Source organism: Lacticaseibacillus saniviri JCM 17471 = DSM 24301 (assembly GCF_001311785.1).
GTDB classification, from domain to species: domain Bacteria; phylum Bacillota; class Bacilli; order Lactobacillales; family Lactobacillaceae; genus Lacticaseibacillus; species Lacticaseibacillus saniviri.
Map to the genome: position 1 here is coordinate 36,870 of NZ_BBBX01000015.1, position 23,737 is coordinate 60,606.

The 23,737-nt window shown below is 44.5% G+C and carries 37 protein-coding genes and 4 pseudogenes; 5 read left to right on the forward strand and 36 right to left on the reverse strand.

The features are described 5' to 3' along the window. Nucleotides 1-384: 384 nt before the first annotated feature. Both JCM17471_RS08450 and JCM17471_RS08455 read right to left on the reverse strand, forming a co-directional pair. Nucleotides 385-996, reverse strand: coding sequence for a response regulator transcription factor (locus JCM17471_RS08450; RefSeq protein ID WP_054777522.1), 612 nt, complete (start codon nucleotides 994-996; stop codon nucleotides 385-387). Continuing rightward, the gene (locus JCM17471_RS08455; RefSeq protein WP_054777523.1) at nucleotides 993-1,328 is read right to left on the reverse strand and encodes a sensor histidine kinase; all 336 of its coding nucleotides are present in this window, start codon (nucleotides 1,326-1,328) and stop codon (nucleotides 993-995) included. Before JCM17471_RS08455 ends, JCM17471_RS08450 begins: the two co-directional genes overlap by 4 nt. Before the next feature lie 28 nt (nucleotides 1,329-1,356). Between JCM17471_RS08455 and JCM17471_RS08460 the strand changes: the two genes are divergently transcribed. Together JCM17471_RS08460 and JCM17471_RS08465 are read left to right on the forward strand one after the other, a co-directional pair. Then, nucleotides 1,357-1,914 (forward strand): Rossmann-fold NAD(P)-binding domain-containing protein, encoded by a 558-nt coding sequence (locus tag JCM17471_RS08460; protein WP_054777524.1) that lies wholly within the window; start codon nucleotides 1,357-1,359, stop codon nucleotides 1,912-1,914. A 10-nt stretch (nucleotides 1,915-1,924) separates the two neighbouring features. After that, complete coding sequence (locus JCM17471_RS08465; RefSeq protein WP_054777525.1) at nucleotides 1,925-2,671, forward strand: SDR family oxidoreductase; 747 nt, start codon at nucleotides 1,925-1,927, stop codon at nucleotides 2,669-2,671. 93 nt (nucleotides 2,672-2,764) lie between these two features. Here the strand turns inward: JCM17471_RS08465 and JCM17471_RS15980 are convergent, their stop codons facing one another. From JCM17471_RS15980 to JCM17471_RS16565, 5 genes and pseudogenes are all read right to left on the reverse strand, one after another. Then, nucleotides 2,765-2,899, reverse strand: a complete 135-nt coding sequence (locus JCM17471_RS15980; RefSeq protein WP_263849467.1) for a hypothetical protein — start codon at nucleotides 2,897-2,899, stop codon at nucleotides 2,765-2,767. Between the two features lie 5 nt (nucleotides 2,900-2,904). Further along, on the reverse strand, nucleotides 2,905-3,102 hold the full coding sequence (locus tag JCM17471_RS15300) for a hypothetical protein (RefSeq protein ID WP_225354211.1): 198 nt from the start codon (nucleotides 3,100-3,102) through the stop codon (nucleotides 2,905-2,907). A gap of 25 nt (nucleotides 3,103-3,127) precedes the next feature. Further along, complete coding sequence (locus tag JCM17471_RS08475) at nucleotides 3,128-3,595, reverse strand: nucleoside deaminase (RefSeq protein ID WP_054777526.1); 468 nt, start codon at nucleotides 3,593-3,595, stop codon at nucleotides 3,128-3,130. Between the two features lie 52 nt (nucleotides 3,596-3,647). After that, on the reverse strand, nucleotides 3,648-3,776 hold the full coding sequence (locus tag JCM17471_RS15985) for a hypothetical protein (protein ID WP_263849469.1): 129 nt from the start codon (nucleotides 3,774-3,776) through the stop codon (nucleotides 3,648-3,650). A 9-nt stretch (nucleotides 3,777-3,785) separates the two neighbouring features. Next, a pseudogene (locus JCM17471_RS16565) lies at nucleotides 3,786-4,735 on the reverse strand (Gfo/Idh/MocA family protein). A 127-nt stretch (nucleotides 4,736-4,862) separates the two neighbouring features. Here JCM17471_RS16565 and JCM17471_RS08485 point away from each other — a divergent pair. After that, a pseudogene (locus JCM17471_RS08485) lies at nucleotides 4,863-5,638 on the forward strand (DNA/RNA non-specific endonuclease). A gap of 202 nt (nucleotides 5,639-5,840) precedes the next feature. Here JCM17471_RS08485 and JCM17471_RS14095 read toward each other — a convergent pair. Both JCM17471_RS14095 and JCM17471_RS14635 read right to left on the reverse strand, forming a co-directional pair. After that, nucleotides 5,841-5,987, reverse strand: coding sequence for a hypothetical protein (locus JCM17471_RS14095; RefSeq protein WP_156321651.1), 147 nt, complete (start codon nucleotides 5,985-5,987; stop codon nucleotides 5,841-5,843). 153 nt (nucleotides 5,988-6,140) lie between these two features. Further along, nucleotides 6,141-6,215, reverse strand: a pseudogene (locus tag JCM17471_RS14635) (glucose-6-phosphate isomerase); the annotation flags it as partial. A 655-nt stretch (nucleotides 6,216-6,870) separates the two neighbouring features. Between JCM17471_RS14635 and JCM17471_RS08490 the strand changes: the two are divergent. Next, complete coding sequence (locus JCM17471_RS08490) at nucleotides 6,871-7,188, forward strand: AbrB/MazE/SpoVT family DNA-binding domain-containing protein (protein ID WP_054777527.1); 318 nt, start codon at nucleotides 6,871-6,873, stop codon at nucleotides 7,186-7,188. 137 nt (nucleotides 7,189-7,325) lie between these two features. Continuing rightward, a complete protein-coding gene (locus tag JCM17471_RS16570) occupies nucleotides 7,326-7,550 on the forward strand; it encodes a type II toxin-antitoxin system PemK/MazF family toxin (protein ID WP_225354226.1) in 225 nt (74 codons plus the stop codon). A 279-nt stretch (nucleotides 7,551-7,829) separates the two neighbouring features. Here JCM17471_RS16570 and JCM17471_RS08495 read toward each other — a convergent pair whose 3' ends face one another. The 27 genes and pseudogenes from JCM17471_RS08495 to JCM17471_RS08620 form a co-directional block, all read right to left on the reverse strand. Further along, a complete protein-coding gene (locus JCM17471_RS08495) occupies nucleotides 7,830-8,948 on the reverse strand; it encodes a GH25 family lysozyme (RefSeq protein ID WP_054777528.1) in 1,119 nt (372 codons plus the stop codon). After that, nucleotides 8,932-9,153, reverse strand: a complete 222-nt coding sequence (locus JCM17471_RS08500) for a phage holin (RefSeq protein WP_054777529.1) — start codon at nucleotides 9,151-9,153, stop codon at nucleotides 8,932-8,934. The genes JCM17471_RS08495 and JCM17471_RS08500 overlap by 17 nt, the downstream gene beginning before the upstream one ends. Continuing rightward, entirely contained in the window at nucleotides 9,143-9,691 is a 549-nt protein-coding gene (locus JCM17471_RS08505; protein ID WP_054777530.1) for a hypothetical protein, read from the reverse strand. Before JCM17471_RS08505 ends, JCM17471_RS08500 begins: the two co-directional genes overlap by 11 nt. Next, nucleotides 9,691-10,062 carry a hypothetical protein gene (locus JCM17471_RS08510; RefSeq protein ID WP_054777531.1) on the reverse strand — a complete coding sequence of 124 codons (372 nt, stop codon included), beginning with the start codon at nucleotides 10,060-10,062 and terminating at the stop codon, nucleotides 9,691-9,693. Before JCM17471_RS08510 ends, JCM17471_RS08505 begins: the two co-directional genes overlap by 1 nt. 92 nt (nucleotides 10,063-10,154) lie before the next feature. Further along, nucleotides 10,155-10,841, reverse strand: a complete 687-nt coding sequence (locus JCM17471_RS08515; protein ID WP_162208374.1) for a hypothetical protein — start codon at nucleotides 10,839-10,841, stop codon at nucleotides 10,155-10,157. 86 nt (nucleotides 10,842-10,927) lie between these two features. Continuing rightward, nucleotides 10,928-11,164, reverse strand: coding sequence for a hypothetical protein (locus JCM17471_RS08520; protein ID WP_054777533.1), 237 nt, complete (start codon nucleotides 11,162-11,164; stop codon nucleotides 10,928-10,930). A gap of 189 nt (nucleotides 11,165-11,353) precedes the next feature. Next, entirely contained in the window at nucleotides 11,354-12,421 is a 1,068-nt protein-coding gene (locus JCM17471_RS08525; protein WP_156321655.1) for a hypothetical protein, read from the reverse strand. 16 nt (nucleotides 12,422-12,437) lie between these two features. Next, nucleotides 12,438-12,795 (reverse strand): annotated as a pseudogene (locus JCM17471_RS13455) (DUF6711 family protein). Nucleotides 12,796-12,811: 16 nt separating this feature from the next. Beyond that, the gene (locus JCM17471_RS08530) at nucleotides 12,812-13,603 is read right to left on the reverse strand and encodes a hypothetical protein (protein ID WP_054777535.1); all 792 of its coding nucleotides are present in this window, start codon (nucleotides 13,601-13,603) and stop codon (nucleotides 12,812-12,814) included. A 20-nt stretch (nucleotides 13,604-13,623) separates the two neighbouring features. Continuing rightward, nucleotides 13,624-14,079, reverse strand: a complete 456-nt coding sequence (locus JCM17471_RS08535; protein WP_054777536.1) for a phage tail tape measure protein — start codon at nucleotides 14,077-14,079, stop codon at nucleotides 13,624-13,626. A gap of 102 nt (nucleotides 14,080-14,181) precedes the next feature. Further along, a complete protein-coding gene (locus tag JCM17471_RS08540; RefSeq protein ID WP_054777537.1) occupies nucleotides 14,182-15,681 on the reverse strand; it encodes a hypothetical protein in 1,500 nt (499 codons plus the stop codon). Continuing rightward, the gene (locus JCM17471_RS08545) at nucleotides 15,678-15,899 is read right to left on the reverse strand and encodes a hypothetical protein (protein WP_054777538.1); all 222 of its coding nucleotides are present in this window, start codon (nucleotides 15,897-15,899) and stop codon (nucleotides 15,678-15,680) included. Before JCM17471_RS08545 ends, JCM17471_RS08540 begins: the two co-directional genes overlap by 4 nt. Further along, nucleotides 15,893-16,351, reverse strand: coding sequence for a hypothetical protein (locus JCM17471_RS14455; RefSeq protein WP_054777539.1), 459 nt, complete (start codon nucleotides 16,349-16,351; stop codon nucleotides 15,893-15,895). Before JCM17471_RS14455 ends, JCM17471_RS08545 begins: the two co-directional genes overlap by 7 nt. Then, on the reverse strand, nucleotides 16,327-17,331 hold the full coding sequence (locus JCM17471_RS08555) for a hypothetical protein (protein WP_054777540.1): 1,005 nt from the start codon (nucleotides 17,329-17,331) through the stop codon (nucleotides 16,327-16,329). The genes JCM17471_RS14455 and JCM17471_RS08555 overlap by 25 nt, the downstream gene beginning before the upstream one ends. After that, nucleotides 17,328-18,179 carry a hypothetical protein gene (locus tag JCM17471_RS08560; protein WP_054777541.1) on the reverse strand — a complete coding sequence of 284 codons (852 nt, stop codon included), beginning with the start codon at nucleotides 18,177-18,179 and terminating at the stop codon, nucleotides 17,328-17,330. Before JCM17471_RS08560 ends, JCM17471_RS08555 begins: the two co-directional genes overlap by 4 nt. Nucleotides 18,180-18,213: 34 nt before the next feature. Continuing rightward, the gene (locus tag JCM17471_RS08565; RefSeq protein ID WP_054777542.1) at nucleotides 18,214-18,420 is read right to left on the reverse strand and encodes a hypothetical protein; all 207 of its coding nucleotides are present in this window, start codon (nucleotides 18,418-18,420) and stop codon (nucleotides 18,214-18,216) included. Continuing rightward, entirely contained in the window at nucleotides 18,413-18,913 is a 501-nt protein-coding gene (locus JCM17471_RS15315) for a hypothetical protein (protein WP_225354214.1), read from the reverse strand. Before JCM17471_RS15315 ends, JCM17471_RS08565 begins: the two co-directional genes overlap by 8 nt. Further along, a complete protein-coding gene (locus tag JCM17471_RS08575) occupies nucleotides 18,879-19,193 on the reverse strand; it encodes a DUF6096 family protein (RefSeq protein ID WP_225354215.1) in 315 nt (104 codons plus the stop codon). Before JCM17471_RS08575 ends, JCM17471_RS15315 begins: the two co-directional genes overlap by 35 nt. A 71-nt stretch (nucleotides 19,194-19,264) precedes the next feature. Next, a complete protein-coding gene (locus JCM17471_RS08580; protein ID WP_054777544.1) occupies nucleotides 19,265-19,744 on the reverse strand; it encodes a phage tail tube protein in 480 nt (159 codons plus the stop codon). Nucleotides 19,745-19,788: 44 nt separating this feature from the next. Then, on the reverse strand, nucleotides 19,789-20,118 hold the full coding sequence (locus JCM17471_RS08585) for a hypothetical protein (RefSeq protein WP_225354216.1): 330 nt from the start codon (nucleotides 20,116-20,118) through the stop codon (nucleotides 19,789-19,791). A gap of 40 nt (nucleotides 20,119-20,158) precedes the next feature. Beyond that, nucleotides 20,159-20,659: a hypothetical protein gene (locus tag JCM17471_RS08590; RefSeq protein ID WP_054777545.1), complete on the reverse strand. Its 501-nt coding sequence runs from the start codon at nucleotides 20,657-20,659 to the stop codon at nucleotides 20,159-20,161. Then, nucleotides 20,643-20,927 (reverse strand): hypothetical protein, encoded by a 285-nt coding sequence (locus JCM17471_RS08595; protein ID WP_225354217.1) that lies wholly within the window; start codon nucleotides 20,925-20,927, stop codon nucleotides 20,643-20,645. Before JCM17471_RS08595 ends, JCM17471_RS08590 begins: the two co-directional genes overlap by 17 nt. 74 nt (nucleotides 20,928-21,001) lie before the next feature. Next, nucleotides 21,002-21,331 (reverse strand): phage head-tail connector protein, encoded by a 330-nt coding sequence (locus tag JCM17471_RS08600; protein ID WP_054777547.1) that lies wholly within the window; start codon nucleotides 21,329-21,331, stop codon nucleotides 21,002-21,004. Beyond that, nucleotides 21,318-21,506: a hypothetical protein gene (locus JCM17471_RS14100; protein ID WP_054777548.1), complete on the reverse strand. Its 189-nt coding sequence runs from the start codon at nucleotides 21,504-21,506 to the stop codon at nucleotides 21,318-21,320. The genes JCM17471_RS08600 and JCM17471_RS14100 overlap by 14 nt, the downstream gene beginning before the upstream one ends. Nucleotides 21,507-21,518: 12 nt before the next feature. After that, complete coding sequence (locus JCM17471_RS08610; RefSeq protein ID WP_054777549.1) at nucleotides 21,519-22,541, reverse strand: major capsid protein; 1,023 nt, start codon at nucleotides 22,539-22,541, stop codon at nucleotides 21,519-21,521. A 13-nt stretch (nucleotides 22,542-22,554) separates the two neighbouring features. Next, the gene (locus JCM17471_RS08615; RefSeq protein WP_054777550.1) at nucleotides 22,555-22,851 is read right to left on the reverse strand and encodes a hypothetical protein; all 297 of its coding nucleotides are present in this window, start codon (nucleotides 22,849-22,851) and stop codon (nucleotides 22,555-22,557) included. Nucleotides 22,852-22,904: 53 nt separating this feature from the next. Beyond that, nucleotides 22,905-23,552, reverse strand: coding sequence for a capsid assembly scaffolding protein Gp46 family protein (locus JCM17471_RS08620; RefSeq protein ID WP_054777551.1), 648 nt, complete (start codon nucleotides 23,550-23,552; stop codon nucleotides 22,905-22,907). Between the last annotated feature and the right edge of the window lie 185 nt (nucleotides 23,553-23,737).

The following is a 23,737-nucleotide window of genomic DNA, read 5'->3' on the forward strand; positions in this document are numbered from 1 at the left end:
CTACCTATGGGAAAATTCCAGTGGTAGCTTTTTTGTTGCTATCATAAAAAGTGTCATGCTCATCAATGATGAGATTAACAAATCAGGTCTTGTTCTCACCGTTCATCCAACAGGCGAATAAAGTGCCGTTCTTGTCAAAAAGGTCGTCACTATCCGACCTTTTTAGCAAGGATAACAGGACTACAATGTAGGTCTGCAGGAGAATCAAAAAATGCTATCGCACATTTGTAGATACATAAAGACACAAGGCAGTTTATTCTATCAGTATTTTTCAGTTGCGCGTTTTATGAATCATCAATCTGAGAAATTTTTTCATGGGCAATTGAGCCACGTCAACATAAAAAAGCATCTCATAACTATTATGAGATACTTTAACCTTGTACGTTACACATCTAACCAGCCATTGGCCTCTGCCGTATTAATAGCTTCAATGCGTGAGTGACTACCTGTTTTACTCAAAATTGCTGATATGTAATTACGAACTGTGCCTTCTGATAAAAAGACTGTCTGTGCAATTCTTTTTGTATTAAGTCCTTGGCGAAGATAAATCATAATCTCTTGTTCCCGGGGAGTCAACGGATTTTCAGACCCACTAAGAACGCTGCGCACTAATTCTGGCGCATAGACAGTATCTCCTGCCATGACAGAATGTATTGCCTGCACTAATGCATCACTTGGCCCATCTTTTAATAAATAGCCATTCACGGTCGCAGCAACGGCTTGCTGAAAATAACTTTTGCGTGCAAACGTCGTTAAGATAATTACCTTAGTCGATACGTCAACTTGAACCAATCTTGAGGCCACCTCAAGACCTGTCATTTGCGGCATTTCAATATCCAATATGGCAACATCAGGATTCAGGCGTCGAATGTCCTCTAATGCTGTACCACCATTAGTGGCCGTGCCAACCACACTCAAATCTATTTCCAAATCCAACAATGTTGCCAAAGCAGTGTTTAACATGCCTTGATCTTCCGCAAGATAGATTGTCGTCATTTTATCAGCTCCTTGGGCAACTCTACTATGATTACAACACCGTCTTTGTCTTTAATTGTAAATTTACCATGAGCCGCTAAAACACGATGCTCCATCCCATTAACGCCTGAAGCCCCCTGGCGCTTGACGGTCATCCCTAAACCATTATCCTTAATAATCACTTGAATTGTTGAATCGTATTCCCTAAACTTAATTTCCGCTAAATTGGCATGACTATATTTCAGCAAGTTGGTCGTCCCTTCTTGAATAATCGCGGACACAATATTTTGAACATCAGCTGTCCAATTTTCCGAAACCGCCTCATTGTCCGTGAATAGTTGAATACCAGCCACATCTAGCTTATTTTCAGTTTCAAGTAGCGTGGCCGCGATTGTTCGTCACGCACAAGCCGCCAAGCAAAAACTGGGTGCCTCAACACCTGTGATTGAGAAAGACATTATGAATCTGACACAGGCAGAGTTGGCGCCATTTGATGCCATTATTGACTTGAGTGCGCCTAACCCAGCTTATTTGAACGTTGATTCGGCGACTAAGTTAGTCGCAATGTTCCGCGAGAATAAACAGACCCGCTTAATTTTCTTAGTTGGCTCAAGCTCCCTTATCGATGCCAATGGCGAATCACAGTTAGCCCACACGCTCGAAAAGTACGCTGGCGAGCCTTGGCTTGACGCGCCCCTTGAAGCGATGCACAAATTGCAATTCCTACAAATGGTTGATAACGTTGATTGGACGGTTATCACACCACAGGACAATATTACTGACGGATCAGCCACCAGTTATCGATTAGGTCAGAATCAAATCATGACCGCCAAAAACGGTCAGCCAGAAGTCTCAACAGGCAATCTCGCAGCAGCATTGATTGATGAGCTTCAAACGCCAACACACATCCGTCAACAATTCACAGTCGTTAACGACTAGGAGGTTTCTAATGACACAACTCACATTAATTACCGGTGCAAACCGGGGCATGGGATTTGAGATTGCTAAAGCACTCGGTGAACACGGCCAACATATTTTGCTAGGGGCGCGCAATGCGCAAAAAGGCGAAGCAGCCGCCCAAACATTACGCGATCAAGGCATGACTGTCGATGCCATTCAACTCGATGTCACCAACCATGAATCGATTACACAAGCCGTCGCAAAAGTCACTGCAGACTACGGTCATCTCGATATTTTAATCAATAATGCTGGTGCCGCCTTTGATGCCCACCGTGCACCCTCTATTCTCGATTTGGCAACAATCCAGCAAGACTTTGAAATTAATTATTTTGGCCTCGTAGACGTCACACAACAATTCATTCCCCTACTCAAGCAAAGTCCCAGTGCCAAGATTATCAATGTAACCAGCATGATGGGCTCACTCTCCCAAGCATTAAACCCTGAATCAGAGGTCTTCCATGCGTCAGCCGTTGGTTATCAATCGGCCAAGGCAGCGGCCAACATGTTCACCATTCAGTTAGCCAAGGAATTCCAAAATACCGGCGTTCCAATCACTGTCAATTCTGTTGACCCCGGTGTCGTGGCAACGCATTTTGGCGGCGGTGATCCAGAAATGGCCAAGTCCCGCGGCGCCAAAACACCTGCTGAAGGTGCCAAACGCACGATTGAATTAGCACTCGATGACAGCAAGACGACTGCCACCTTTAGTAATACGAATGGCATCGTGCCCTGGTAATCAACGTACGACAAAGAAGAGGCTGTGCCATGACCCTGACGGGTTGGCACAGTCTCTTCTTGTTACAACAATATTAATATGCATCTAGTTGCTTTAAGCCATCAAGAAAACGGCTAATACAATCGCATTGGCAATCGCGGTGATGTTTGGACCCACCGTTTTAAGGCGACTGACCTTGGTCCCAATCCAGCCGTCAAAGAATTGAATGCCGATCATAATGACTGACATCGCGATTAAAAACGCATTGGACTTAAAAATAACACCGTTAAAGCAACCACAGCGATTGAAACACTGCGCGACAAGGCGTATTGGGCCAAAAGGAGCGAACCATCGCGCTTTTTGTTAGCCGCAACCACCGCCTCAATAGAAAAACCACAACTGACCAGCGCGCTAATAACCGTCACTGCTGCACAGACTTCATAGATACCCATAAGGCACTCTCCTTTTAGTCGTTGATTAGTACATTGGCCGTTGTTGGTCTTGGTAAGCCGTAAAGGCGGGTAATGTGATATCACGATCGTGCTGGCTCAGGGTTAATTGATCACCCTTCAACCCGGCTTCGATGAAGTCATAAATCATTTCATCACGGAAGCCAATATCGGCAGCATCGCGCGCTGTGTTACCATAATAAACTGTTTTGATATTGGCCCAAATAATCGCGCTCAAGCACATTGGGCAAGGATATGCCGACGTGTAGAGCTCACATCCAGATAGATCAAACTGACCTAATGCCTGACCAGCGGCCCGAATCGCAACCACCTCACCATGTGCTGTGGGGTCATGATCGATCAACACGCGGTTGTGGCCTGTGGCAATCACCTTGCCATCCTTCACGATGACACAGCCGAATGGCCCACCGTCGCCAGCTGTCACATTGTTCATTGCTTCTTTGGCTGCTTGTGCCATAAATTCTTTTTGATACATTAATATCCCTTCCATTCTTCATTTAGTTTGCGTACACTGACCTAAAAGGAGGTCATCCAATGAAAATACATAACTTACGTCCCGCTGGCATCATCACAACTGCAGCCAGTGCGGTCACGATGATTGCCAGTGCTGTGACTTTGGTGAATGGTATCTTGGTCATCATCAATGGTAAAAGCAAAAATAATCCCTACCGATTTGGCCACAGCTTGTGGTCAATTTTTTGGCTTGGTTTGACTTGTTCCGCGAGATTAGCAATCATATGATGTGTCATCAAGCTACTCTCTGGACTCACCGGATTGGGCTGATCTTGCGCCACCGCATCGATAAACGCCCGCACCATTGGCGCTAAACCACGCGTTTCAAGCGTGTCCTGCCAATCAGGTGCTAATTGCGTGGTCTCTGCCGATTCTTGCCATTGTTGATACTGATTCAGATTAATGGTCCGAGCAATCCCCGTTTTGGCATACACGGTGGCCTCTTCATAGTTAGCACCTGCCAGCATGTTGACGCTCGCATCCGCCTTCAAGCCGTTACCCGTAAACGTGACCCCGGCCTGTTCAAGATTGCCGGCTTCATCCTGGTGCAGACTGTAGCGAATATTACCCGCAGTGGGAAAACCAGCTAAGTATAGTGCCGTATCGACTGGATGAATCAACAGATCAAACAGCGCATATTGTGTGGGTTCAGAGGCCGCCACACGCGTTTTGAGCACGGTCACGGTGTTCTTATCAGGCACAGCTGCTAACTGCCGATTCATGGGGGCAAAGCGCCGATTGAACCCGGCCATCAACAGACGATTTTTATCCGCGGCCAGTTGGTATAACGCTTCGACCTCTGAATAATCTTCACTGATTGGTTTATCGACAAAACATGGACGCCCGCTTCCAAGAATTCACGGATCAGGGCGGTGTGTGTCGATGTCGGCGTGTGTATCATCACGGCATCCAAATCTTGAGCCAGCAGTTGTTCCTTAGACGTCGTTGCCGAAGCGAACCGATACTGCTGCTGAATGTTTGCAAGTTTTTCTTCATTGCGGGTCATGAGGTGCCAATTGACAACCTGGCGATTCGCCGCATAGACGGGCAAGTACGCCTGTTGCGCAATATAGCCTAGTCCCATCACACCAATGTTTAACATCGAATTCCTTCTTTCTGAATCTTGATGGCTCTAGCATACCCTGTTTTTGCCGTGAAAGTCACGTCTCGTCGGTATTTTATGCTAAAATAGATGGTCGCTATCATTTCATTCGTACTTAGGAGGAATTATGAAGAAGTTCAGTCTCGCACTCATCATGATGTTGAGCTTGCTGACAGGCTGTGCTACCCAGTCGAGCGCACCGAGCTCGAGCAGTAGCCAAGTTAGCTCTCAAACATCCAGTGTTACCCAATCAACTAGCACCTCGAGCCAATCCAGCACGACATCCAGTCAGTCGTCATCGGATGCCAGCAATGCGCAGTCCACACCAACCAACTTGGCCAACCTCAATTACTCGGGATCACAAGAAGTCGTTGTGAATAATGACCAGCCTAGCTTCACCGATGATGACCTCAAGCCAGGCGCACCGTGGCAGACCTACAGCGATTTGGATTCACTGAACCGCGCCGGAGCCGCCAATGCCTTACTCAATCAGAGTATGATGCCAACGGCTAAGCGAACCGCCCTCACCTGGAATCCGACCGGCTGGCACAATAAACGCATCAAGTCGGGTTGGTTGTATAACCGCAGTCACTTGATTGGTTATCAACTCTCCGGTCAAAATAACAATCCAAAGAATCTGATGACCGGTACACGGGCCTTGAATGCACCAGAAATGTTGGCCCACGAGAACGATATCGCTTATTACCTGAAGCAGAGTGCGAGTCACTTTGTTCGCTATCGCGTCACACCAATTTTCGGGGTGATGAATTATTAGCCCGCGGCGTTCAGATGGAGGTACAATCCATCGACAGCCCGCAAATCAAATTCAACCGCTACATATTCAATGTGCAAGACGGTGTGCAACTCAACTACGCGGATGGCACAAGTCGGGTCACTCAGTAATATTCAAAAAACAGCAGAAGTTGTGACAAAAGACGCTTTGAGAATGAGGATTAACAAGGTTGATGATAAAGCCCGAACTTAGGCTTTGAATTAATCCTAATTAACCGGAATGCTCAGTCTTTTGGAACACGATTAATCTATTTTGTTCGGAAATTGGAACAGGGGAGTGTGACAAAACGTAGTTTTGTCACACCCCCCTGTTTTAGTCTTCTGACTCATCCGTGACCTGCCATTCCCAATCATCTGTTTCGTCCCAGTCATCCCACGTATCATCGTGTTGCAGGGCTTGATTTTGTCTTTCCTCGAGCATCTTTGTCAATATCACAAAATCAATGTTGTCTGGATCCATCTTCGCGCCCACCTTTCGCTTTTAACTCCATGCTAATGAAAGGCCACAAGCGTTGTAAAGAAATCCGCCACAACAAAAGGACCTGTGACAAAACCAATTTGGTTTCATCACAGATCCTTCTTTAATCACTAAGTCCGATTAAACGAAACGCGATTACAGGCGAGCGTTTAATTCCTTAGTCATTTCTTCGTAGCCAGGACGGCCGAGAAGTGCGAACATGTTCTTCTTATTTACAATACAAATTCCAAGAATGCCACTATTTTCTAAATACCGCTACATCAACGTTTTATGTGTGATTTGTAGTTTCACTAATTCCGCTTATAGCGGAGCCAGTCATTCATAATTCATTCACGAGTTTCATTAATATTATTGATCTCAAAAATATGGTCGAGAACTTATTTACATGTGCCGGTGCATGTAAAGCTTTTGCCTTTTGACGATGATTTGTCAATTGCACAACAAATCGCTATAAACCGGCATTCTCACGTCTTTGCAACCATTCTACAATTTTTCTTGTGTTTTGCAACTTAGTGAAATAATCACAATTTTAGGTCGCGAACAAATAAAAAGCCCCCGACCACTCAATTAAGAGCAGCCGAAGACTTTTAACCCATTCAATTGTTGCTGGTGCTTATAAATTAACGATTCAAGTCACCTAATCCAGATATTTATTATTTATGGAAATTTATTCAAGTTCCAAATAGTTAAATGAAAAATTAGTTTTACTTGACCTAAAGTATATCCAAGTATATACTATATTGTGTGAGTGATATATCACATCACAAAGGAGGAAATGTTTATGAAGAATTCGTCGCTACCTTGGCCCCATTTTAAACCTAAAATATTATTGCCCTAATTTTTCGATTGAGAGGAGGAACTAATTGTGGAAGTTAAAATCTCTAAGTGGGGAAACTCGCAAGGTATTCGTTTACCGTTGTCGATTCTTAGACAAATGGGAATGACCAATCCCGTTGGTGAATCTGTCTCCATCGAAGTCGACTCACATGGAATTGCCAAAATGAAAAAGACAAAAAAGCGTTTAATTATGCTGACCTATTCCAAGACTTTGATTTGCAAGAGTATAGACAATCATATCCATCCAACCTTGAAAACCGATTGGACGGACAAATTGGGCGCGAAACCTATTAGAAGCTTATTCGTGTATCACTGCAGTCGTTTAAGACGCGACATGACCTTTTGATGGACGAAAAATTTAGTAGGAGGCAATTATATGCCAAATGATAGTAAGTTTGAAATTCCAAATCCTGGAGAAATCTGGGCTTTTGTACCCGATCCGAAGAAAGGCCACGAACAAAAGGATATCGGCCTCATTTAGTTATTAGTACCGCATTTAAGAATGATCGAACAGGCATTGTGACGTGCGTACCCTTAACTACGGCTAATCATAGCTTTCCGACCCATATCCCAATTCCAACTGGCCTATCTGCTGAAGGATTTATTGAAACGGAACAAATCAACTCCTACGACTTTTACGCTCGGCATGCCGTTCGTAAAGGAGAGTTGCCTTCAGAATTTTTTCCGATACATTATGGAAGTTATTAATGCTTCTCTGGGTTTGGATAACTAACTTTAGTTCATTGTGAGCACAGTGAACGCCAACCGACTACTGACTTCAAAGTAGCCGGTTTTTGCATACAAAAAGCCCTCCTGAGCGGGGAGAGCAACATGGGATAACTAACTAATGACTACTGACTTCACTTGTCAATTTAACACACTTTCTTTCCTTTTAGCAAGTAGTTAACAAGTAATTAATATTTTCTGATTTCTCGTCATACTTAAACAAGCCCCCGACCACCATAAGGTAGCCGAGGGCTTCACTTGTTAGCCACCGACAGTGTAGCGACTGTCGATGTATTCAGTGTTGCTTACTTTATAGTAGACACGGTTATTGATCTTAACCGCCTTGTTGTATCTCCATGATGTACCGTGCTTGAATTTGGTGTTCGATTTGGCGATCTGTTTGCCATTACTGTTGCTGGCTAACACACCATAGTTTGGCACGTATTTAATAGTGACTTTGCCAACCTGATCGGAGTAACGTTGTGGTAGATACCACCCGCCGCCAATGCTATACACTTCCGCACCATTTAGCATGTAGACGCCGTTAGCTTTCCATGACGTGTCATGCTTTAGCCGTTGATTACTATTCTTAATCTGACGACCGTATTTATCTAGCGCGTTTACTCCATAACCAGCAACGTACTTGACCTTGACCACATTACTTACACTGGCACCGACGCCACCGACTGGTGTCTGGTCAGCTGTGTAATAAGTGTCGTAAAGCTGTGATACATCGAAGTCACCACTCGCAGTTGTGCCAGAGAAATTATATTGATACCCCCACTGCCAAGCATGGTTGCTGCTATATAAATTCAGGTTTGTAGGATTGTACGGATAGTTCGCTATCCAACCTTGTTTTGCTGGTACTGTCATCCGATAGCCTAACCAACTCCCCATCGTATAGATATCAGTGCGGTAGCCATAAGCTTCAACTGTTCGACGCCAAGCGGCGTTAGCGGCATCGATTGTAGCTTTAGACACCCAGGTCTGTTGTTCAGCTTCCACATCAGCGACTAGCACTGCACCAACGGGCAGCCCAGCATTTTTAGCAACAGTGGCAGCGTAGTTAGCCTCATTAATCGCACTGGCCACGCTATTGTAGCGGGCAAAGTGATAGCCATTGACATAGATACCAGCCGCTTTTGCCGCTGCAATGTTGCCAGCCGCTGTCCAGTCAGCATAGCCAAGACCCTCGCTAATCTTTGTCACCATTGCTTTGATACCATAGGTATTACGCATACCTAAGAAATCGCTGGTATACATTTGACCATTGTGGTTAGATACGTCCACCATATCAGTTCGCGCCGCACTGACGGTTGTTAACGGCATAAAAATAGCCGCAATCACTGCGGCCACACCTAGCTTAAATTTTAGTTTCATTACTTCCTCCTGTATCGTAAATCAGTCCCAATGCACCGCCGATTGATAACACCGTATTAACGATTGCCATCACTTGGTTAGCAGTATCACCGGTAATTTCCCAGCCAAATAAATGACCGATTTGTTGGGCCAATACAATTGAGAGCGAAATAATAGACGTCCACCAAAGCTTACTGTGCACGTCTAATGACAGATTATTCTTCATGATGTTCCTCCCGCCGTTTCAAATTGTTTTTGTCATATAGAAACTGAATTTCAGCGTCGTGTCGCTCGATTTTAATATCATGCTTATCTAATCGGTGATCAAGTTCAAGATGCGTTTGGTTTGATGAGATGCTGAGGTTATTAATAGCACCACTCAGGTCAGCAAGCTTATCACTAAGTGGCTTTACAGCAACACGATAAATTGCCCCTACAATGGCTGTGCCAATCGCAATAATCCCACCCCATTCACCAATTGTGAAGCCTAAAAAAGTATGCATAGAATCACCGGCTTTCTGAGTTACTAGACGGCTTTGCTTTTGATAGCATCTTATCCTCAGTAGATAGATAAGTTCTTGAAAATCTGCAGCATCTTTTCGAGCCGCTTCGATATTATTTTCATATAAGCTTTGATCCAGAGTAGATTGGTTGATGTTGTTTGAACCACCATCTTGTGAAATATTCGCGCTAAAAGAGAGTACTGACTTACCGTTGATAACGGACTGTCCGCTAATTGTTAGGGATTGCGTTGTTTGTAGCATTACTTTCCCTCCGTTTCATTTGTGAGCGCTTCATGTAATTCTAAATATACCTCAGCGTCGTTGCCTTCTAACTCATGGTCGAACGCGTAGTTATCAATAATTTCAACTACATCTGAGACATGAGTTACATAGGTACCGCCCGAAATTTCGGTTTTCTGATTTAATAAGGCGGTATGCGCTGTTTTGAACTCAGAAAGCTTATCACGTTGGATCGTGATGGCTCCCTTTTCGTCCTGTTCTAACGGATTTGAATCACTAACTGGCTTGCTATAATCAGATCGCGCCCCATATTCATTTAAAAGTAGATTTTGATCAGCTAACATTTCTTCATATTTAGCATTAATTAACTTCACCATTTTTGAACGAGCCAAACTTGCCGTTCCTTTTAGCTTCATCCCTTGTAAAAATTAATGGCAGGTGCTAGATACTTATTTTCAAGTACAAATTCCATCTATATTTTCTCCTAATTCATATTTAGTTTGGATTTTATTCGCCATATGTCGTTATTTAATGTCTGAGCAAAATTATAGGCGCTGTCTGCACGGCTTTGTGCACTACTTACAGCTGATCGAACTGATGCAACATCAGTAGTGGAAGCTAAGGATTTACCGTTAAAGGTGAGATTTCCTCCGTAGTCCGAGCCCAGGGCATAGCCTGCCCACCCAATCTTCAAATTACCGATAACTCTGGCATCCCCATTTACCGTCAGCCTAGACAAACTAGCCGCACCTTTGGAATCAAAATAAGAATTAGAATTCATGTAAATGTTATAAGCTGTCATTCTGATGTCACTTGATGTTAAACCGACTGTAATACTTGGAGAACTTGTTGCATAACCATTCGAGAAAGTAGCACCCCCCGCTATGATGACACCTCGATTAGCTCCACCAACTTTAGTGGGTACTGTATCGCCTGTAGAAAATCCAGCAAATGATTCGACGCCAGTCAGGCCACTAAAGGCACTGCCTAATCCTGTATTTGTTGACATTACCGCATATGTTCGACCGATGAAACCTGCGCCATAAAAACTGGCACCACTGATATTATTAGTTAACTTCAAATAAGGCATTGTTTCTGTATCAAAAAAGTTAGGTTCAACAAACTGCATTTCTCCATTTTTGAGCATAACGCGATTGTTTCCGTTTGCCACTGACATGTATCCCTGGTCTATGTTGATGTCAATAGTGTTAGAGGTATTATGAATTCGACCTCGCTGAAACTCCACCATTCCCGTATTTAAATTAATAGATAACTAGCTCCGATAATGGTGCCCGTTGAAATGTTGTTGGCATTAAGATTGATCAGATTAACAGTGGCTGCGTTGATTGTGCCTGCCGTGATTTTATCTGCTGATAAACCGGCAATAGCTCCAGATTTGATAGCAACATTATCTATCAAAGTGGTTCCGGTGATATGAAGTTTTTCACCAATAATCCGAGCATCTGTCATATCATCATTAATCTGCTGAATCACATTACCAGATTTAGTTGATACCTGCTCTATCCAGTCTCCGCGCCCGTATCAGGATTAACGTGATAGATCATCAGATAGGTATCAGGCCCTTCTTTTTGAACCAAATATCTCCCTCTTTTGCTAATTGAGGTTGATCAATCCCCTCCCAAGTTCGATTACCGCTCGCGTTTTGAGATCCTCCCAACTGTGTTACTTTCTGATTAAGTTCACCCTGATAAACAAATTGGTAGATGCTGTAACGGTTGTATCAGCTTTAAGGGAGCCGGTTAGACCACCACCAAAAGTCAGTGTTAGTCCTAATGCAGGCGATTTGAATTCATTACCTTTGTTATCTTCAATAGTCACCCAATCTCCGGCTTCAAGTGAAGGGTCGGCAAACCAACTCAGACTGTATGGGTAGAAATTGATGTTTCGAAACTGTTGGTACAAGTCTTCAAGTTTATCTTGTGTCATAGCAGGATTCGTTAGCTTAATCTGACTACCGGCAGAACTTCCTGCCTGTAGATTGATTGTGTTGTTAACATCGTTTCCGCTATCATCTTTGCTGGATTGGGTTACCTCCGCTTGCATACCGCCAATGCGATAGAAAGTTTCGTTCTTATTAAGACCTTTTGATACATAATTGTCAGCTGAGACAACAAAATTAGGATCTTGCAATCCGCGGATATCTAATAACCCATCACGATCAAACGTTGCAAATCCACCAGTAAATTGAGCGACATACCCAATAACTTGTCGCAGTGTCGTTCCCTTTGGAAAGGCACTCACCTTAATTGAAGGCAAGCGAGCAATATCCGCTTCGTTTAGTTTAACACCCGCAATATTTGCCACTTCAGTGATGATATCGATCAATGATGCTGGATATGTTAGCTTTGATTCATAGCTACTACCCATCATCACCATCCGATCAGTGGCTGACAAAGATGTTTGGCTGTTATTTCGATCTTGATTGACTTCCGAATCAATAACAAAAACGCCCAATTTGGTGTAATCCCAACTCCCATCTGGAAGCTGAATACCAATCTCAGGCGTTACTTCGTTTAATAACTCTATGCCTTCCACAATATGTGAGAATGTTATTTTAATGCTGTTCGCATAGGTAGATCCCAACGCAAAAGCATCGCCATTCATCGCACCACTGTCATAGGTCAAACTAACTACATCGGTTGCAGTATACGTTTGTCCATTAATGCTAATTCGCAGTTCCAAAATGTGTTCGGGTGCAGCCCACGCATCATGAACTGCTTGAGTTTTCAATAACAAATACTCACCTCTACTTTTCAATCAAATCGAAGCTCAATCCGGACCACATAATATCCTTGAACTTTTCATTCCAAGAGTACGTAGGTGCGGTTCGATCGCCGGCATAGAAGGTTCCAGTTCGCTGTCCTCCTGTCATAGGATCAGGATAACTAACGGAAAAAATTGAGCTGAGGTAGCTTGTAATATTTGAGCCGACTCTGCGTTAGATAATGGCCCCCACGCTATTGCCAATTTACGTTTAACAGTAATCCTGTCACGATGCATATTACCGTGAGCATCACGACTGGTTGCACCATCGATATCTTGAATTGCAGCTGAAAATGTTTTGGTGCCTTGACCGCAATTCCATTAATGGCGATTGCCGCCATTTGCATCATCTCCTAGTTAAATATTAAGTGGATTAAAGCCGACTTTTGCAAAGTACCGATTGAGAACTTTAACCATAATTGAAGCAAAAACATCACCATCAATATTCATGTTCAATTGCTTCTCGTCAGCATCTGGATTAGTTCGCTTAAGTTCTTCAGAAGCCTCAATAATTGCTTGACGAATAGCAGACTTCATGTCAGTGCTTGAACCTGACATTTCTGACGTACTTGTGGTGTTATTACTTGATGCAGAGCTAGTCATAGAGCTTTCAAAGTTATTTGTCACCACATCTGGCGCAGCAAGTTCCATCCCTGATAAGTTCATTATCTTAAGTCCCTCCCGCATCAGCTCAACTGCACGTGCAGGTTTAGTGAGCGGCACAACCATCTCTTGAAGGTTGTTTTCGCCCATACGATATAAGCCGTCTTTATTAACAAATCCGCCGTCTGCGAATCCAAACAAGTTAGAAAGACTGCTGAAATCAAAATCAAAATCAAACATACCACCATCACTGGATGAATTGCTTGACCCTTTTTTAACTTTCTTCTTGGGGGCATTTTGTTTGATAAAGTTTTTAACCATGTCAACAGCGCCATGACTGATCATATCTGCTGCGCCATCAACTACAGAACCTGCAATTCCTCCCAAGCTTCCTTTACTAAAGAACTGATTGATGCCTTGCATAATAAGATCAAAGGGATGATTGACAAAAGACCATACACCAGAGCTAAAGTCTTGTACTTCTTCCCAAACGTCCTTAGCAACTTTCCCTACAGTAGAAACTGTGTCGCTGAAACCATCAAACAAATGGCTAAAATCGAGTCCTTTTAAAAAGTCACCGCCAAAATACCACCGGCATAATGGGGAACCATTGCCGCTGTTGTGTTTCCGTCAAGAACTTGAGAACCAGCTTCTAAGTTAACTAGTAAGTTACGTTTCTTAGGGAACATACCATGCTGGCCATTAGGTAAGCGATACATTTCACGATAGTGCTCACCAGGTGCGTCATTGACAAGAGCCAAACCGCCTTTGTGATAACCACCCGTGGCAAATCTTGGCACACTCCAAGTTCCCAAAGCATGGCTACCGGCACCGACTTTGCTCAAAACCCAATTAACACCTTTAATTACACCATTAACTGCGCCGCCAATTACACCAACGATGCCGTTAGCAATACCAGCAGCTCCGCGTTTGACAGCATTGGCGCCACTAGAAAGGCCCTTACCAATAACATCGCCTAGACCACCAGCCCAATTACTAAGGTTTTTACCAGTGCCGGACATAAACCCTGTAATCCAACTACCGACATTTTGCCTACTTGTATTACCTTTGATTTACTACCATTGCTACCACCGGTCAATAAATCTCCAATCGTGCCGGCCCACTTAGAAACATTTTTCCAGTTCCGTTTCTAAAATCAGAGAACCATCCGCCGATTTTAGTACCAGCCTTAACAGCAAGATTCTTCGCTCCATCAACACCGTTATGAACGGTTGAACCGATACCGCTTGCCCATTTAGAAATCGTTTTGTTAGTGGCAGATTGATGTTCGGAAACCCATTTACCAATGTTATTTCCTGCATCTTTAACCCATTTCTTGCCACTATCAATAAGTTACCGATGTTTTTGCCAACATCTTTGGCCCAGTTTGCCGCCTTTCCTGGGAAAGATTTCGCCCAAGTAACGATGCTTTGCCCAGTCTTAGTGTCTTTTAAGAACCATGTCGCCAAACCGGCAATTGGATTAATGATTGTAGCAGCCACCTCAAGCCAGTGTTGGCTCAACCACTTTTTAATGCCATTAACCCAGCCTTGAAAGTTTTTCGAGAAATCGTCTAAAGACTTAGAGGTGCTCTTCCACCACTTTGCTGCATCCCAGCCAAGACCCTCCAACCAATCAGAAGGTCGTTTTGTAGATCCCGCTTTGTTCCAACCATCAGTGAATTTCTTAGCTGCGTCTCCGGCCCATTTACCGACGGTCCCGCCGATTTGCGACCCAATGGCAGCACCCAAAGGACCACCGAAGAAGAGACCTAGGCCGCCGCCGATAGCAGTACCAGCGCCAGAACCGAAATCCTCGAATTTCTTTGTTGGATTCTTTTCCTTGATGGCTGATACGATGTCCCATCCAGCACCAAGTGCAACTCCTGCGCCAGCTAAACCCGTTCCTACCTTGCCTGCTGGTGTTAAGTCGTTGAAGCCACCAGCAGACTTCATGGATTGCATAGCACCACCTAGTGGTCCTTTTTGGAACCATTGCCCCATCTTAGAAGCGTCCCAGTTCTCATTCACGACTGACCACATATTTTTAAGCTCGGAAACACCTTCCTTAAGCTTATCGATACCGGTAATGCCTTCAAAGAAATTCTTTAACAGATTTTCCTTTCCACCTAAGCGAACGGCGCTATCAACTAACTTGCCTACTAGTCCTGTACCTTTTTCAAATGTGCTGGTTGCCACGCGAAATGCAAACAAAGCAACCAAGGCAGCAGTAATGCCCTCAACAAGTTTCTGGTGAGATTTAATCCAATCGGTAAACTTGTTGAGAATATCGATGATTCCTTGTATAACGCTATGGAAACTACCACCACTGAACCCAGCTAATGGTTTCAAGAAGGAATCAAAGAACCATTTGCCTAGAGGTTTAAGGGCATCAATAACCGCATTAACGACCTTAATCGCTGCTGCTAGCAAATCAAGAAAGTCTGGAATAACCTTTTCAATTGTGAACTTGCCCAGTGGCAATAGTACCTGTTCATATAGAAACTTAAGCCCATCACCAATGTTTTTAGTGAAAGGCTGCATTGCCTTTAACAAGTTGTGAATAGATTGAAGGAGTGGCGTAAAGTCCAATGACTTAGCCCAGTTGACGGTCGCACCTGTCATATCATCAGTGTGCCAAGGATGATATCCGCAAGCCCATCAATATCCTCGAAAATCTTTTGACCAATACTTGCTTTGTCCCACGCATTACCAAAGTTCTTAGCCAACGCTCCAATCGTGTTATTGATGTTGGTAATGATATGCAGAATATGTTCAATGATTGACACGCCAACACCCGTATTCCACGCATTGGTCCACGCAGTAGTAATCTTACCTAGCAAGACCAGAATCTCGTCAAACATATGCAGAATTGAACTAATAGCTTTGTACCATTACCATCATTAGTCCACGCAGTTCTGAAGGCATCACTAATTGACTTAAGCATTTTGAAAATATCAGTAAATAAATCAAGTAGATCCGCGGCAATTTTCTTACCTGTGCCATCATTCCACGCTTCACGGAAGGATTTGGCGATTTCATGAAGTGTTTTCTCAACTGAAATCAATAGATCAAAAATCGACTGAATCAGTCTCGTGCCACGATTGTTCTCTTCCCACGCTTCAGCAAACGCTCGTGCAATATCGCCGACAATATTTAACATGTCTGCTAGTAATATCAACAGTCCTTCGACAAACTTTTCCCCGGTACCATTTGTCCAAACCTCAAGGAACGATTTTCCGATATCTTTAATCAGTCGCCACACTTCGCCTAGCGCATACTTCCACGCTTCCATAACGAGATGTCCAACCTTGTCCCATGCCTCTTTGATTGGCGCAAAGAGTTCTGCGGCGATTCGCTTAACATTATTTGCAAAATCAGTAAGCCATTTCGGCATTGCCATATCGGGTGCTGACCCAAAATCAATACCTGGTGGGTCAAGACTATCTCCACCATCATCACCTTTTTGGAGGAGGGGGCTTTAGGGGTCTTAATTTTGTCATCATCATCGCCAGAGTCTTGATTAAGAAGGTTAATCTCATCAAAGCCCATTAATGCGTTCTTGAGTTCTTTGGCTTTCTTAGTAGCACCATCAGCATTGTCTGCAATCTTCTTCGCACCATCTGCAGTGTCGTCAAGCCCTGCTTTAGCACTCTTAGAGGTATCTTTCATGGCTTGCATCTGACCGTAAAGTCCCTGTGCGCCTTGTCGGGCAGCGTGATAAGTCGTGCCAAACAACGTCGCAATGAATCCAGCAACATATCCAGTCACTTTAGCAAGGCCGGCCATCAATGTATTGAGTGCTGGCATTACCGCTGTATAGATTGGGTAAAAAGCGGTCATCAGATTGACCTTAATCAGATTCAAAGATGAACTAAATCGAGAGTTTGTCTTGGCTGCATCTAACATGAAGCCCGCCGTATTTGTAATGGCGCCACTCAGGAGTTGGAAGAAGATGATTGATGAGCCAACCATCCGCATATTCCGGTTTAAGCTTGTGATTCCACGTGTAATAAGCCCGGTATCGTCTGCCATGCCTTTAGAGCTTCGATGAAACAGACTAGAAACTCTGCCTACTCTTGCCCCCACATCGTCAAAAGCGCCGGAAACTTTGCCTGCAGTCCCTTTAATTTGATTCCAGAATCCTCCAGAGTCATTGCTGCTGTTACTGTTGGGTGTTCGACCTCGGCCTCCACCGCCACCACCTGCAGAACTGGCCATAGCTGCACTAGCTAATTTAGCATCGCGAGCTTGTTCATTAAGCTTGGTGTTCACACCTGAGAGTGCCTTTTTAAGTTCTCTGACCGATCTTCCGCTTTTGCATAGGACCCGTTCAAAGCATCGTTCTCGGCAATAAGCTTATTCATTGAATCCCGTAGCTTATCAATTTCTGCCTTTGTTTTCAGTGAATCCTTGGAGTCTCCCATTTTGAAGCCATGTTCAAAATCACCACTAACAGGCGTTAATTGTCCTTTGTAGGTGGATTGCAGTGCCTTCATTTTGGCTTGTAAGCTATTGATCTGTACTTCATTTCGGTCCATAGCGCCAGCAATTTTATTTAATGAAGCTGGGATAGCATCAAACTCTGCTCGCATATTACGGGCTAATTGTTGTGCCTGTGTTTGGTAACGTGTCATTTGCGCCTGTGCATTGGCAATTTGACTGTCGAACTTGAGTGCATCCGCTGGGCTACCAGTTTGAACGTTAGCCTTCTTTGACATTAAAGACTGCATACGCAACTGTGCTGCTTGTGCTTGCTGCATTTTAGTGTTGATCCCGTCAACCATGCTCTGTAAGTCCTTGCCCGCGCTAGACTTCATTCGGCCAAAGGTTTCGGTTCCTGATTTTGTTATCTTGGACAGATTGTCATCGGCAACCCGGTTCATGTCACTGAAATTATCACTAACCGTTTCTTTGATCGACTTTATCTGGTCTTGCATTTTATTCATGCCTTGCGTGATGTCGAGACTGTCGTTGAATGCCCCAGACCCGCCAGATACAGCAGATTTGATGTTAATTGACATATCTTTAACCATATCGGCAGCGCGCTGTGTTTGGGCCTGTAAGGACGATAAATCGAAGCCAAATCTTGCCTGTACTTCACCTAAATCAATATCTGACACAACTTCACCTCCATTCTTGGGTTAGATTTCAATTCTACTTGGCCATCAAATCAGACAGGCTCATATCTGCCCCGCCCGTTTGTAGCCAAAGTTTCTTACCATCATCGGTCACTTCTTGTAATTTGTAATCTGCGATAACGCCTCGAACAATCAGTCGAAAGGTATCGCGATCTTTTGCGGTCACGATGTCCAACATTCGTTTTTCACCATTCACTTTGTAAAACAAAATGCCACTAAACATGGTCTCCTGCCTCCTTTTTACGCTGTACAGCTGCCTTCACTCGCATTGCCTGAGACAAGAACTCAGCTTGTTCAAGCTTCCACTCAGGAATCTCTTCATGTGGTTCATCATCAACCAGCTTATCCAAGAATGGATAGGCCTTTTTAAGTCCGGGCATATGTTGTGGGTCATTAAAAGCATAGGCAATTAACTCAGCCTGCTTATGATCCATAACTGCCTGCATAGTGACCTTATCTTGCCGAATCTTACGGTTGGCTCTCATCTGGTCAAGAATTTCAACAAAAGTCATTGTTTCAAACTCGTCGGCCGGAATTCCTGCCGCCAGTGCTTGAGGTCTGACTTCTTCAATTAAATCAGTAAGGGTGTTTAATCGAGATCGCTCGTGGGTTCCGTTGGTGTGTCGAGACTCACGACGTTGCCAGATACCTTTTCCGTCTTTGTCGCTTCGGTCTTTGACCCTAAAAACCCGCTTGATCCAACAAGTCTTGGACAATCTTCATCAAGTCCATTGGAGTCTTACCCGCACTCAAAAACTTGTCGAATGCTTCAATTAAGTCATCATCGCTGACACCATGTGTTTGATTCGCTTCTTGTAAGACAATCAATAGCTTATTAGCTGGAGGCAGCTTCATACCTCCTTCTGAACTAACAAACATATTCACCATTGATTCATTCAAGCGCCGTTCTACTCGCACAATGTCGCGCGCCCCTAAGCGTAAATCGAGTTGTAATCCACCAAATGAAACTTTCATTGTTGTCGCTTTGCTTGTCATAAATTATTGCTCCTTATTTTTATATTTTTGAAACAAAAACGAGCCACCCTTTGAAAGGTGACTCGCTAAAATTAGCCAGCTGGTACCACATCAACTGGATGATAGTCTGGACCGTCTGAGACAACAACGGTCACAGTGAAGCTTAAGGCTTCGTTAATGCCGGCTTGACCTAACTTTAAACTAGCTTTTCCCGTAAAGGTGACAGTTAAGCCGTCTGGATACGTTAAAATCCAGTCATAGATCTTGCCGCTGGTCGCAATCCCATTTGCGGCCTTGAAGTTGGCACCCTTATAGACGCCGACAAAGGCCAAGCTTGATGAATCTTGCAACCCGTCAATTGCCTTCTTCTTGCTATCAGTTAAGACGGTCACATCCACCTTTTCAGGTGATTGCCCAACTTCTGGCACCGTCTTAATGTCGTTTAACAGCGTGAAATCGCCGCTGGCACCGTGTTCTTTGTAGCCAAGCGTTGTACCCTTTGAAAGCATCCCTTGGCTAGCGTCAACCAAAGGAGCGCCTGCAAATCGTTGTAAGTCCATTTTTGTTTTCATCTTGTTTTCCCCCTACTTTTGATAAACGTGAAAAGTGTCATTATCTACCACTGCGCTAAAGCGGCAAACGACTCGCTTGAGTCCTGCGGTATTAGCGTCAGTGGTGGTACCAAAAAGCCGAGTCCAGCAAATGCTGTTCTCAGTTTCTCAGTGATTAGTGTGAGGCTGCCGGTGTCTGAGTAAAGCTCCACCGTGATTTGCCACTTGGTTTGGCCCTCGTGCTGTTCAGCATTGACGAAGTATGGCTCATGTACGGTGCTGTACACTGCCATTGGAAACTTAGACCATTCGTCCGGATATGTGGTTGAGCTCAGCTTTAGCTCTTCAATGCTGTTCAGAATACTCATGACCTTAGGTTTCATGTTGATAATCATGAATTGAGACCCCCTTGAATTTCATCAAAGCGGCTCTTAATCATTTTTCAGCATCACCATCAAGTACAGACCTTAATGCCGGCACCAAAAACTGGCGCGCGGGCTGGCCCTGGCTGATATAAAACTCTTTACCTTTGATAGTGACCTTTGGCATGCCATAAATGGCATTAAGATCCACGTCTACCGCTTCGGTAGGTATAAACCAGGGCGTTTGTCGATAAGCCGGACTGATGCCGCTGGGCAAGTCCTTTGGAGATTCCTGACCATGAATCCCAGTACCGAGTTCACGATAGGTAGCGACCGCATTATCTGACCAAACCCGGCCGACAACATTATTGCTGTCATCGACTACTACCTCATACTTTAAGCTCTGCGCCAGCTCGCCTGTTGAGTGGGTCATACTGGCCTGCAGATTATCAACCGCTCTGGTTTGAACCAGCTCAACAATGTCAAAAGTTGCGTCCCACATTGCATTTTGAATCAATTCTGGGAGCTTCATAATGTTGTCTACAACTTTGCTAACATCAATCTCGACTTCCATTCATAGACACCCCCTCGTTACGTGTGGCCAAGATATTGAGGTGGTCGCTGTATGTCATGATACTGGTGACCGTATAGTCAGGCTCGGAGTCTTTAGGGACACCGATACACAAACCTGCCTTTTCATCGCGATTCTCAACGATATCGTCACCCTGATACTTCAGTGACTTCATCCGCGGTAACTTATCACCATAGAGTGTGGACAGATATTGACCAGTTGCCGGTTGGATATTGACTAGTAACTCAATCGGATCACCCCAACCTTTCATCCAGTCGCCCTCATCATTTTGGCTGCTTAAGCGCCGACGCAAATAGATAGTCTTTAGGTCTTGTGGTCGCAACCTCATCGCAGTGACCTCGTCTTGGCCACGCGATAAGGCATCAGCGAACTTCGGATAGACGATGGGATGCCCGTCACTTCAAATGTTCGAGACACACCGCCTTCAGTTCGCTGCGTTTCACCTTCATCCGCCTGCTGGTTCCAGTAGACGACCGCAAGTCGCTTAGCTGCAATCAGCAACGCCTTGTTAGGTTGTGACTGACCCGTAAAGTCCAAGACTGCCTGAATTGCGTCATCAAAGTAACCAGACAGAACGTCGTCATCAGAGTTAGCACCAACACGGGCTTGCAATTGCACTAATTGGATTGCCTTCTCATCATCAAGACTGCTCATCGCCATCACCGCCGCTCTCGTCAGCCTTTTGCTCAGCATCTTTCTCGCTGATATCATCTTCAATCAGTTCAAACAGCTTGTCATCAAAGCTATCCTTGCTGATAGTCAGTTCGGTGTCCGGCTCATATCGCTTTTCACCATAGCGAATAGGAATTTCTTTTACACGCACACGCATAAATTATTCCTCCTAAGCTAGCTTAATTGGTTGTGCCTGGAACACTTCATCGACCGCCGCAAAGCTAGGTAATGCCAATCCTGTGGCCTTTTCCCAAGTGCCGACTGGGTCTTTGGTTTCAGTATAGATCATGTCATAAACATTTGACTTGACGCTACCCTGAACGTCAGATAAATTAGCCAGCTCTTCGGGAGTCGGACCGAATACCTTCTCGCCCAGTTGATCATCACCGAAAAGAACAATGCGATCTTCGGGGAAGTAGCGTGCAGTCTTGTATGTGCCATTTGGTTGCTCTACCTTGTACTTTTCATCATAAGTACGGATGACCGGTAATCCTTGTGCTTGCATGAAGGCATCAAAATCAGCCTGTCCAAGCATACGGCCCGTGTCCTTACCATAAACCGCAGCTAAAACCTTTGGATTAGTTGTAATCAAGCGATAAATCTTCTTAGATGTCAGAGCTCGAGTTGGCAAGACATCCATCTTATCTACCCAAGAAATCATATCCTTCAGCGGGTCAGCAGAATCTAACTTATCCCATGTGTTATCTGCGATAGCTTCTTGGTGTTCGGCTGGTACTTGGTAGTCCACGACAGCCTTATCATTGTCGTCAGCAAGGTGAATCTTTCCGGTTGCCAGCATCTCCATTGTCATTGCTTCCACACGAGCTAAAACGCCCTGATTCAGGACATCAAAGTCATTAAAAACTTGGTCTTTCAGAAATGCTTGTTCTTGTGGTGTCCGCGGATTAAGCATTGCATAGAGATCGGTTTCCTTGATTTGCATCTTTCGCTTGATCAGCGCAAGCTCAAAAGCGCGCTTTTCAGTTAATCGGCTGCCAATCTCTGCTTCAGCATCAAATGCAGAAACGGAGGCAATGATAGGTGTCTTAGAGCCTTGGGTAAGTTGGTCAAGCTTTAAAGCTTCTACACGCCGAGTGGCAAACATAGCATCTCCTAAGAATGGCTTGTATTCTCGAGTGCCAGAGTAGTCCAATAAGGCATTGGCAGTGAATAAATCAGTAATTGTTGGCATTTATAGTCCCCCTTTATTTTCCTGGTGTTTCGCTAACATCCCGCCACTTGATGCCAGTCATAGCCGTCTTAGCCGCATCACTAGGTGCAACCGGTAAGCGTTGAGCCAATAAATAACCTTCAACAATCACACCAACAGGTTGAGCATTTTCAGTAACGTCAACAGTATTGATCGTGATTCCCTTTGCTGTCGCATCATTTGCCGGCCAGATTGTGCCTGCTGGGATCAGCTTGCGACCAGCATCGTCAATGGCGCCAGCAGTAGTGTTATCGACGTATTCCGTGAAAGATTGAAAACGACTGCTAGCCAAAAATTAACTTGATTCGCGGTTTGTTTTGATACGCTTGGCATAAATTATTCCTCCTATTTTGTCGCCCAAGGATTAATGCCCTGAGGCTTACTTGATTTGTTTCGAGCTTGCGCAGCACTCACGCCGGCGGATGATTCTTGATTACCTACGCCTGCACCCGGTGCACCTGCCGAAGCGGACAAGCGCTGATCAACAGCTGATTGGACCGCATTCCGAAAAACCTTCACAGTTTGGTCATAGAAAGCATTCAGCTTAGCTTCATCAGCACCAAGTTGGTTGCCAAATAAGTCAACCAGCTCTACCGGCAGCTTATCGGCACCAAGCTTACTAGCGATTGTCGCCTTATTTGTGATTACCTTGTTCTCTAAGCGCGCAGCCTCGAGTTCCTTTTTAGCTTTGTCGAGGTCAAATTGCGTCTGTTCTTCAGGCGTCATGTCCTCATAGGCCTTTTGCTGCTTTTGATCAGCTGCCCATCCCTTCTTGGCTTCTTCTAATGCAGAGTTGACTTGCGTCTGCACATACTGATCAAGCTCGGATTTGCTTTTAAAACTAGTGGTATCATCTTGTGCGCCAGCATCTGCATTGGATTGACTATCGGCACCATTACCAGCCGATTCAGTGCTAGTTTCGGCCTGACTATTGACTTCTGTATCGCCATCCGCAAATCGTTGCAAGTCAAATTTCAACTTGGTGACTTTCATTTGCAATTCCTCCTCATATTTTTAGTAGCAAAAAAGCATCTGCAACTTTGCAAATGCCCGTGTAGTTTATGGTCATTTCGGACCAATATTAAAAGAGCGTCAAAAACCAAAGTATTAGCGATAGACACGAAATCACGGCTGAACACACTCTCGCAACATCGCTTGTAGCATCAACGATTTGTCGG

Bases quoted from the DNA above. Each gene is read 5' to 3' on its own strand.
- JCM17471_RS08585 (WP_225354216.1), bottom strand. From the start codon at position 20,118: ATGATTATCAACATGAAACCTAAGGTCATGAGTATTCTGAACAGCATT.
- JCM17471_RS14095 (WP_156321651.1), bottom strand. From the start codon at position 5,987: ATGGATCCAGACAACATTGATTTTGTGATATTGACAAAGATGCTCGAG.
- JCM17471_RS14100 (WP_054777548.1), bottom strand. From the start codon at position 21,506: ATGCGTGTGCGTGTAAAAGAAATTCCTATTCGCTATGGTGAAAAGCGA.
- JCM17471_RS08475 (WP_054777526.1), bottom strand. From the start codon at position 3,595: ATGTATCAAAAAGAATTTATGGCACAAGCAGCCAAAGAAGCAATGAAC.
- JCM17471_RS08580 (WP_054777544.1), bottom strand. From the start codon at position 19,744: ATGAAAACAAAAATGGACTTACAACGATTTGCAGGCGCTCCTTTGGTT.
- JCM17471_RS08575 (WP_225354215.1), bottom strand. From the start codon at position 19,193: ATGACAAGCAAAGCGACAACAATGAAAGTTTCATTTGGTGGATTACAA.
- JCM17471_RS08495 (WP_054777528.1), bottom strand. From the start codon at position 8,948: ATGAAACTAAAATTTAAGCTAGGTGTGGCCGCAGTGATTGCGGCTATT.
- JCM17471_RS08505 (WP_054777530.1), bottom strand. From the start codon at position 9,691: ATGCTACAAACAACGCAATCCCTAACAATTAGCGGACAGTCCGTTATC.
- JCM17471_RS15300 (WP_225354211.1), bottom strand. From the start codon at position 3,102: ATGGGTATCTATGAAGTCTGTGCAGCAGTGACGGTTATTAGCGCGCTG.
- JCM17471_RS08565 (WP_054777542.1), bottom strand. From the start codon at position 18,420: ATGTTTAGTGGCATTTTGTTTTACAAAGTGAATGGTGAAAAACGAATG.
- JCM17471_RS14455 (WP_054777539.1), bottom strand. From the start codon at position 16,351: ATGGAAGCGTGGAAGTATGCGCTAGGCGAAGTGTGGCGACTGATTAAA.
- JCM17471_RS08600 (WP_054777547.1), bottom strand. From the start codon at position 21,331: ATGAGCAGTCTTGATGATGAGAAGGCAATCCAATTAGTGCAATTGCAA.
- JCM17471_RS08620 (WP_054777551.1), bottom strand. From the start codon at position 23,552: ATGAAAGTCACCAAGTTGAAATTTGACTTGCAACGATTTGCGGATGGC.
- JCM17471_RS08610 (WP_054777549.1), bottom strand. From the start codon at position 22,541: ATGCCAACAATTACTGATTTATTCACTGCCAATGCCTTATTGGACTAC.
- JCM17471_RS08595 (WP_225354217.1), bottom strand. From the start codon at position 20,927: ATGAAAGGTTGGGGTGATCCGATTGAGTTACTAGTCAATATCCAACCG.
- JCM17471_RS08590 (WP_054777545.1), bottom strand. From the start codon at position 20,659: ATGGAAGTCGAGATTGATGTTAGCAAAGTTGTAGACAACATTATGAAG.
- JCM17471_RS08540 (WP_054777537.1), bottom strand. From the start codon at position 15,681: ATGACAGGTGCGACCGTCAACTGGGCTAAGTCATTGGACTTTACGCCA.
- JCM17471_RS08450 (WP_054777522.1), bottom strand. From the start codon at position 996: ATGACGACAATCTATCTTGCGGAAGATCAAGGCATGTTAAACACTGCT.
- JCM17471_RS08535 (WP_054777536.1), bottom strand. From the start codon at position 14,079: ATGTCCGGCACTGGTAAAAACCTTAGTAATTGGGCTGGTGGTCTAGGC.
- JCM17471_RS08500 (WP_054777529.1), bottom strand. From the start codon at position 9,153: ATGAAGAATAATCTGTCATTAGACGTGCACAGTAAGCTTTGGTGGACG.
- JCM17471_RS08465 (WP_054777525.1), top strand. From the start codon at position 1,925: ATGACACAACTCACATTAATTACCGGTGCAAACCGGGGCATGGGATTT.
- JCM17471_RS15980 (WP_263849467.1), bottom strand. From the start codon at position 2,899: ATGTCAGTCATTATGATCGGCATTCAATTCTTTGACGGCTGGATTGGG.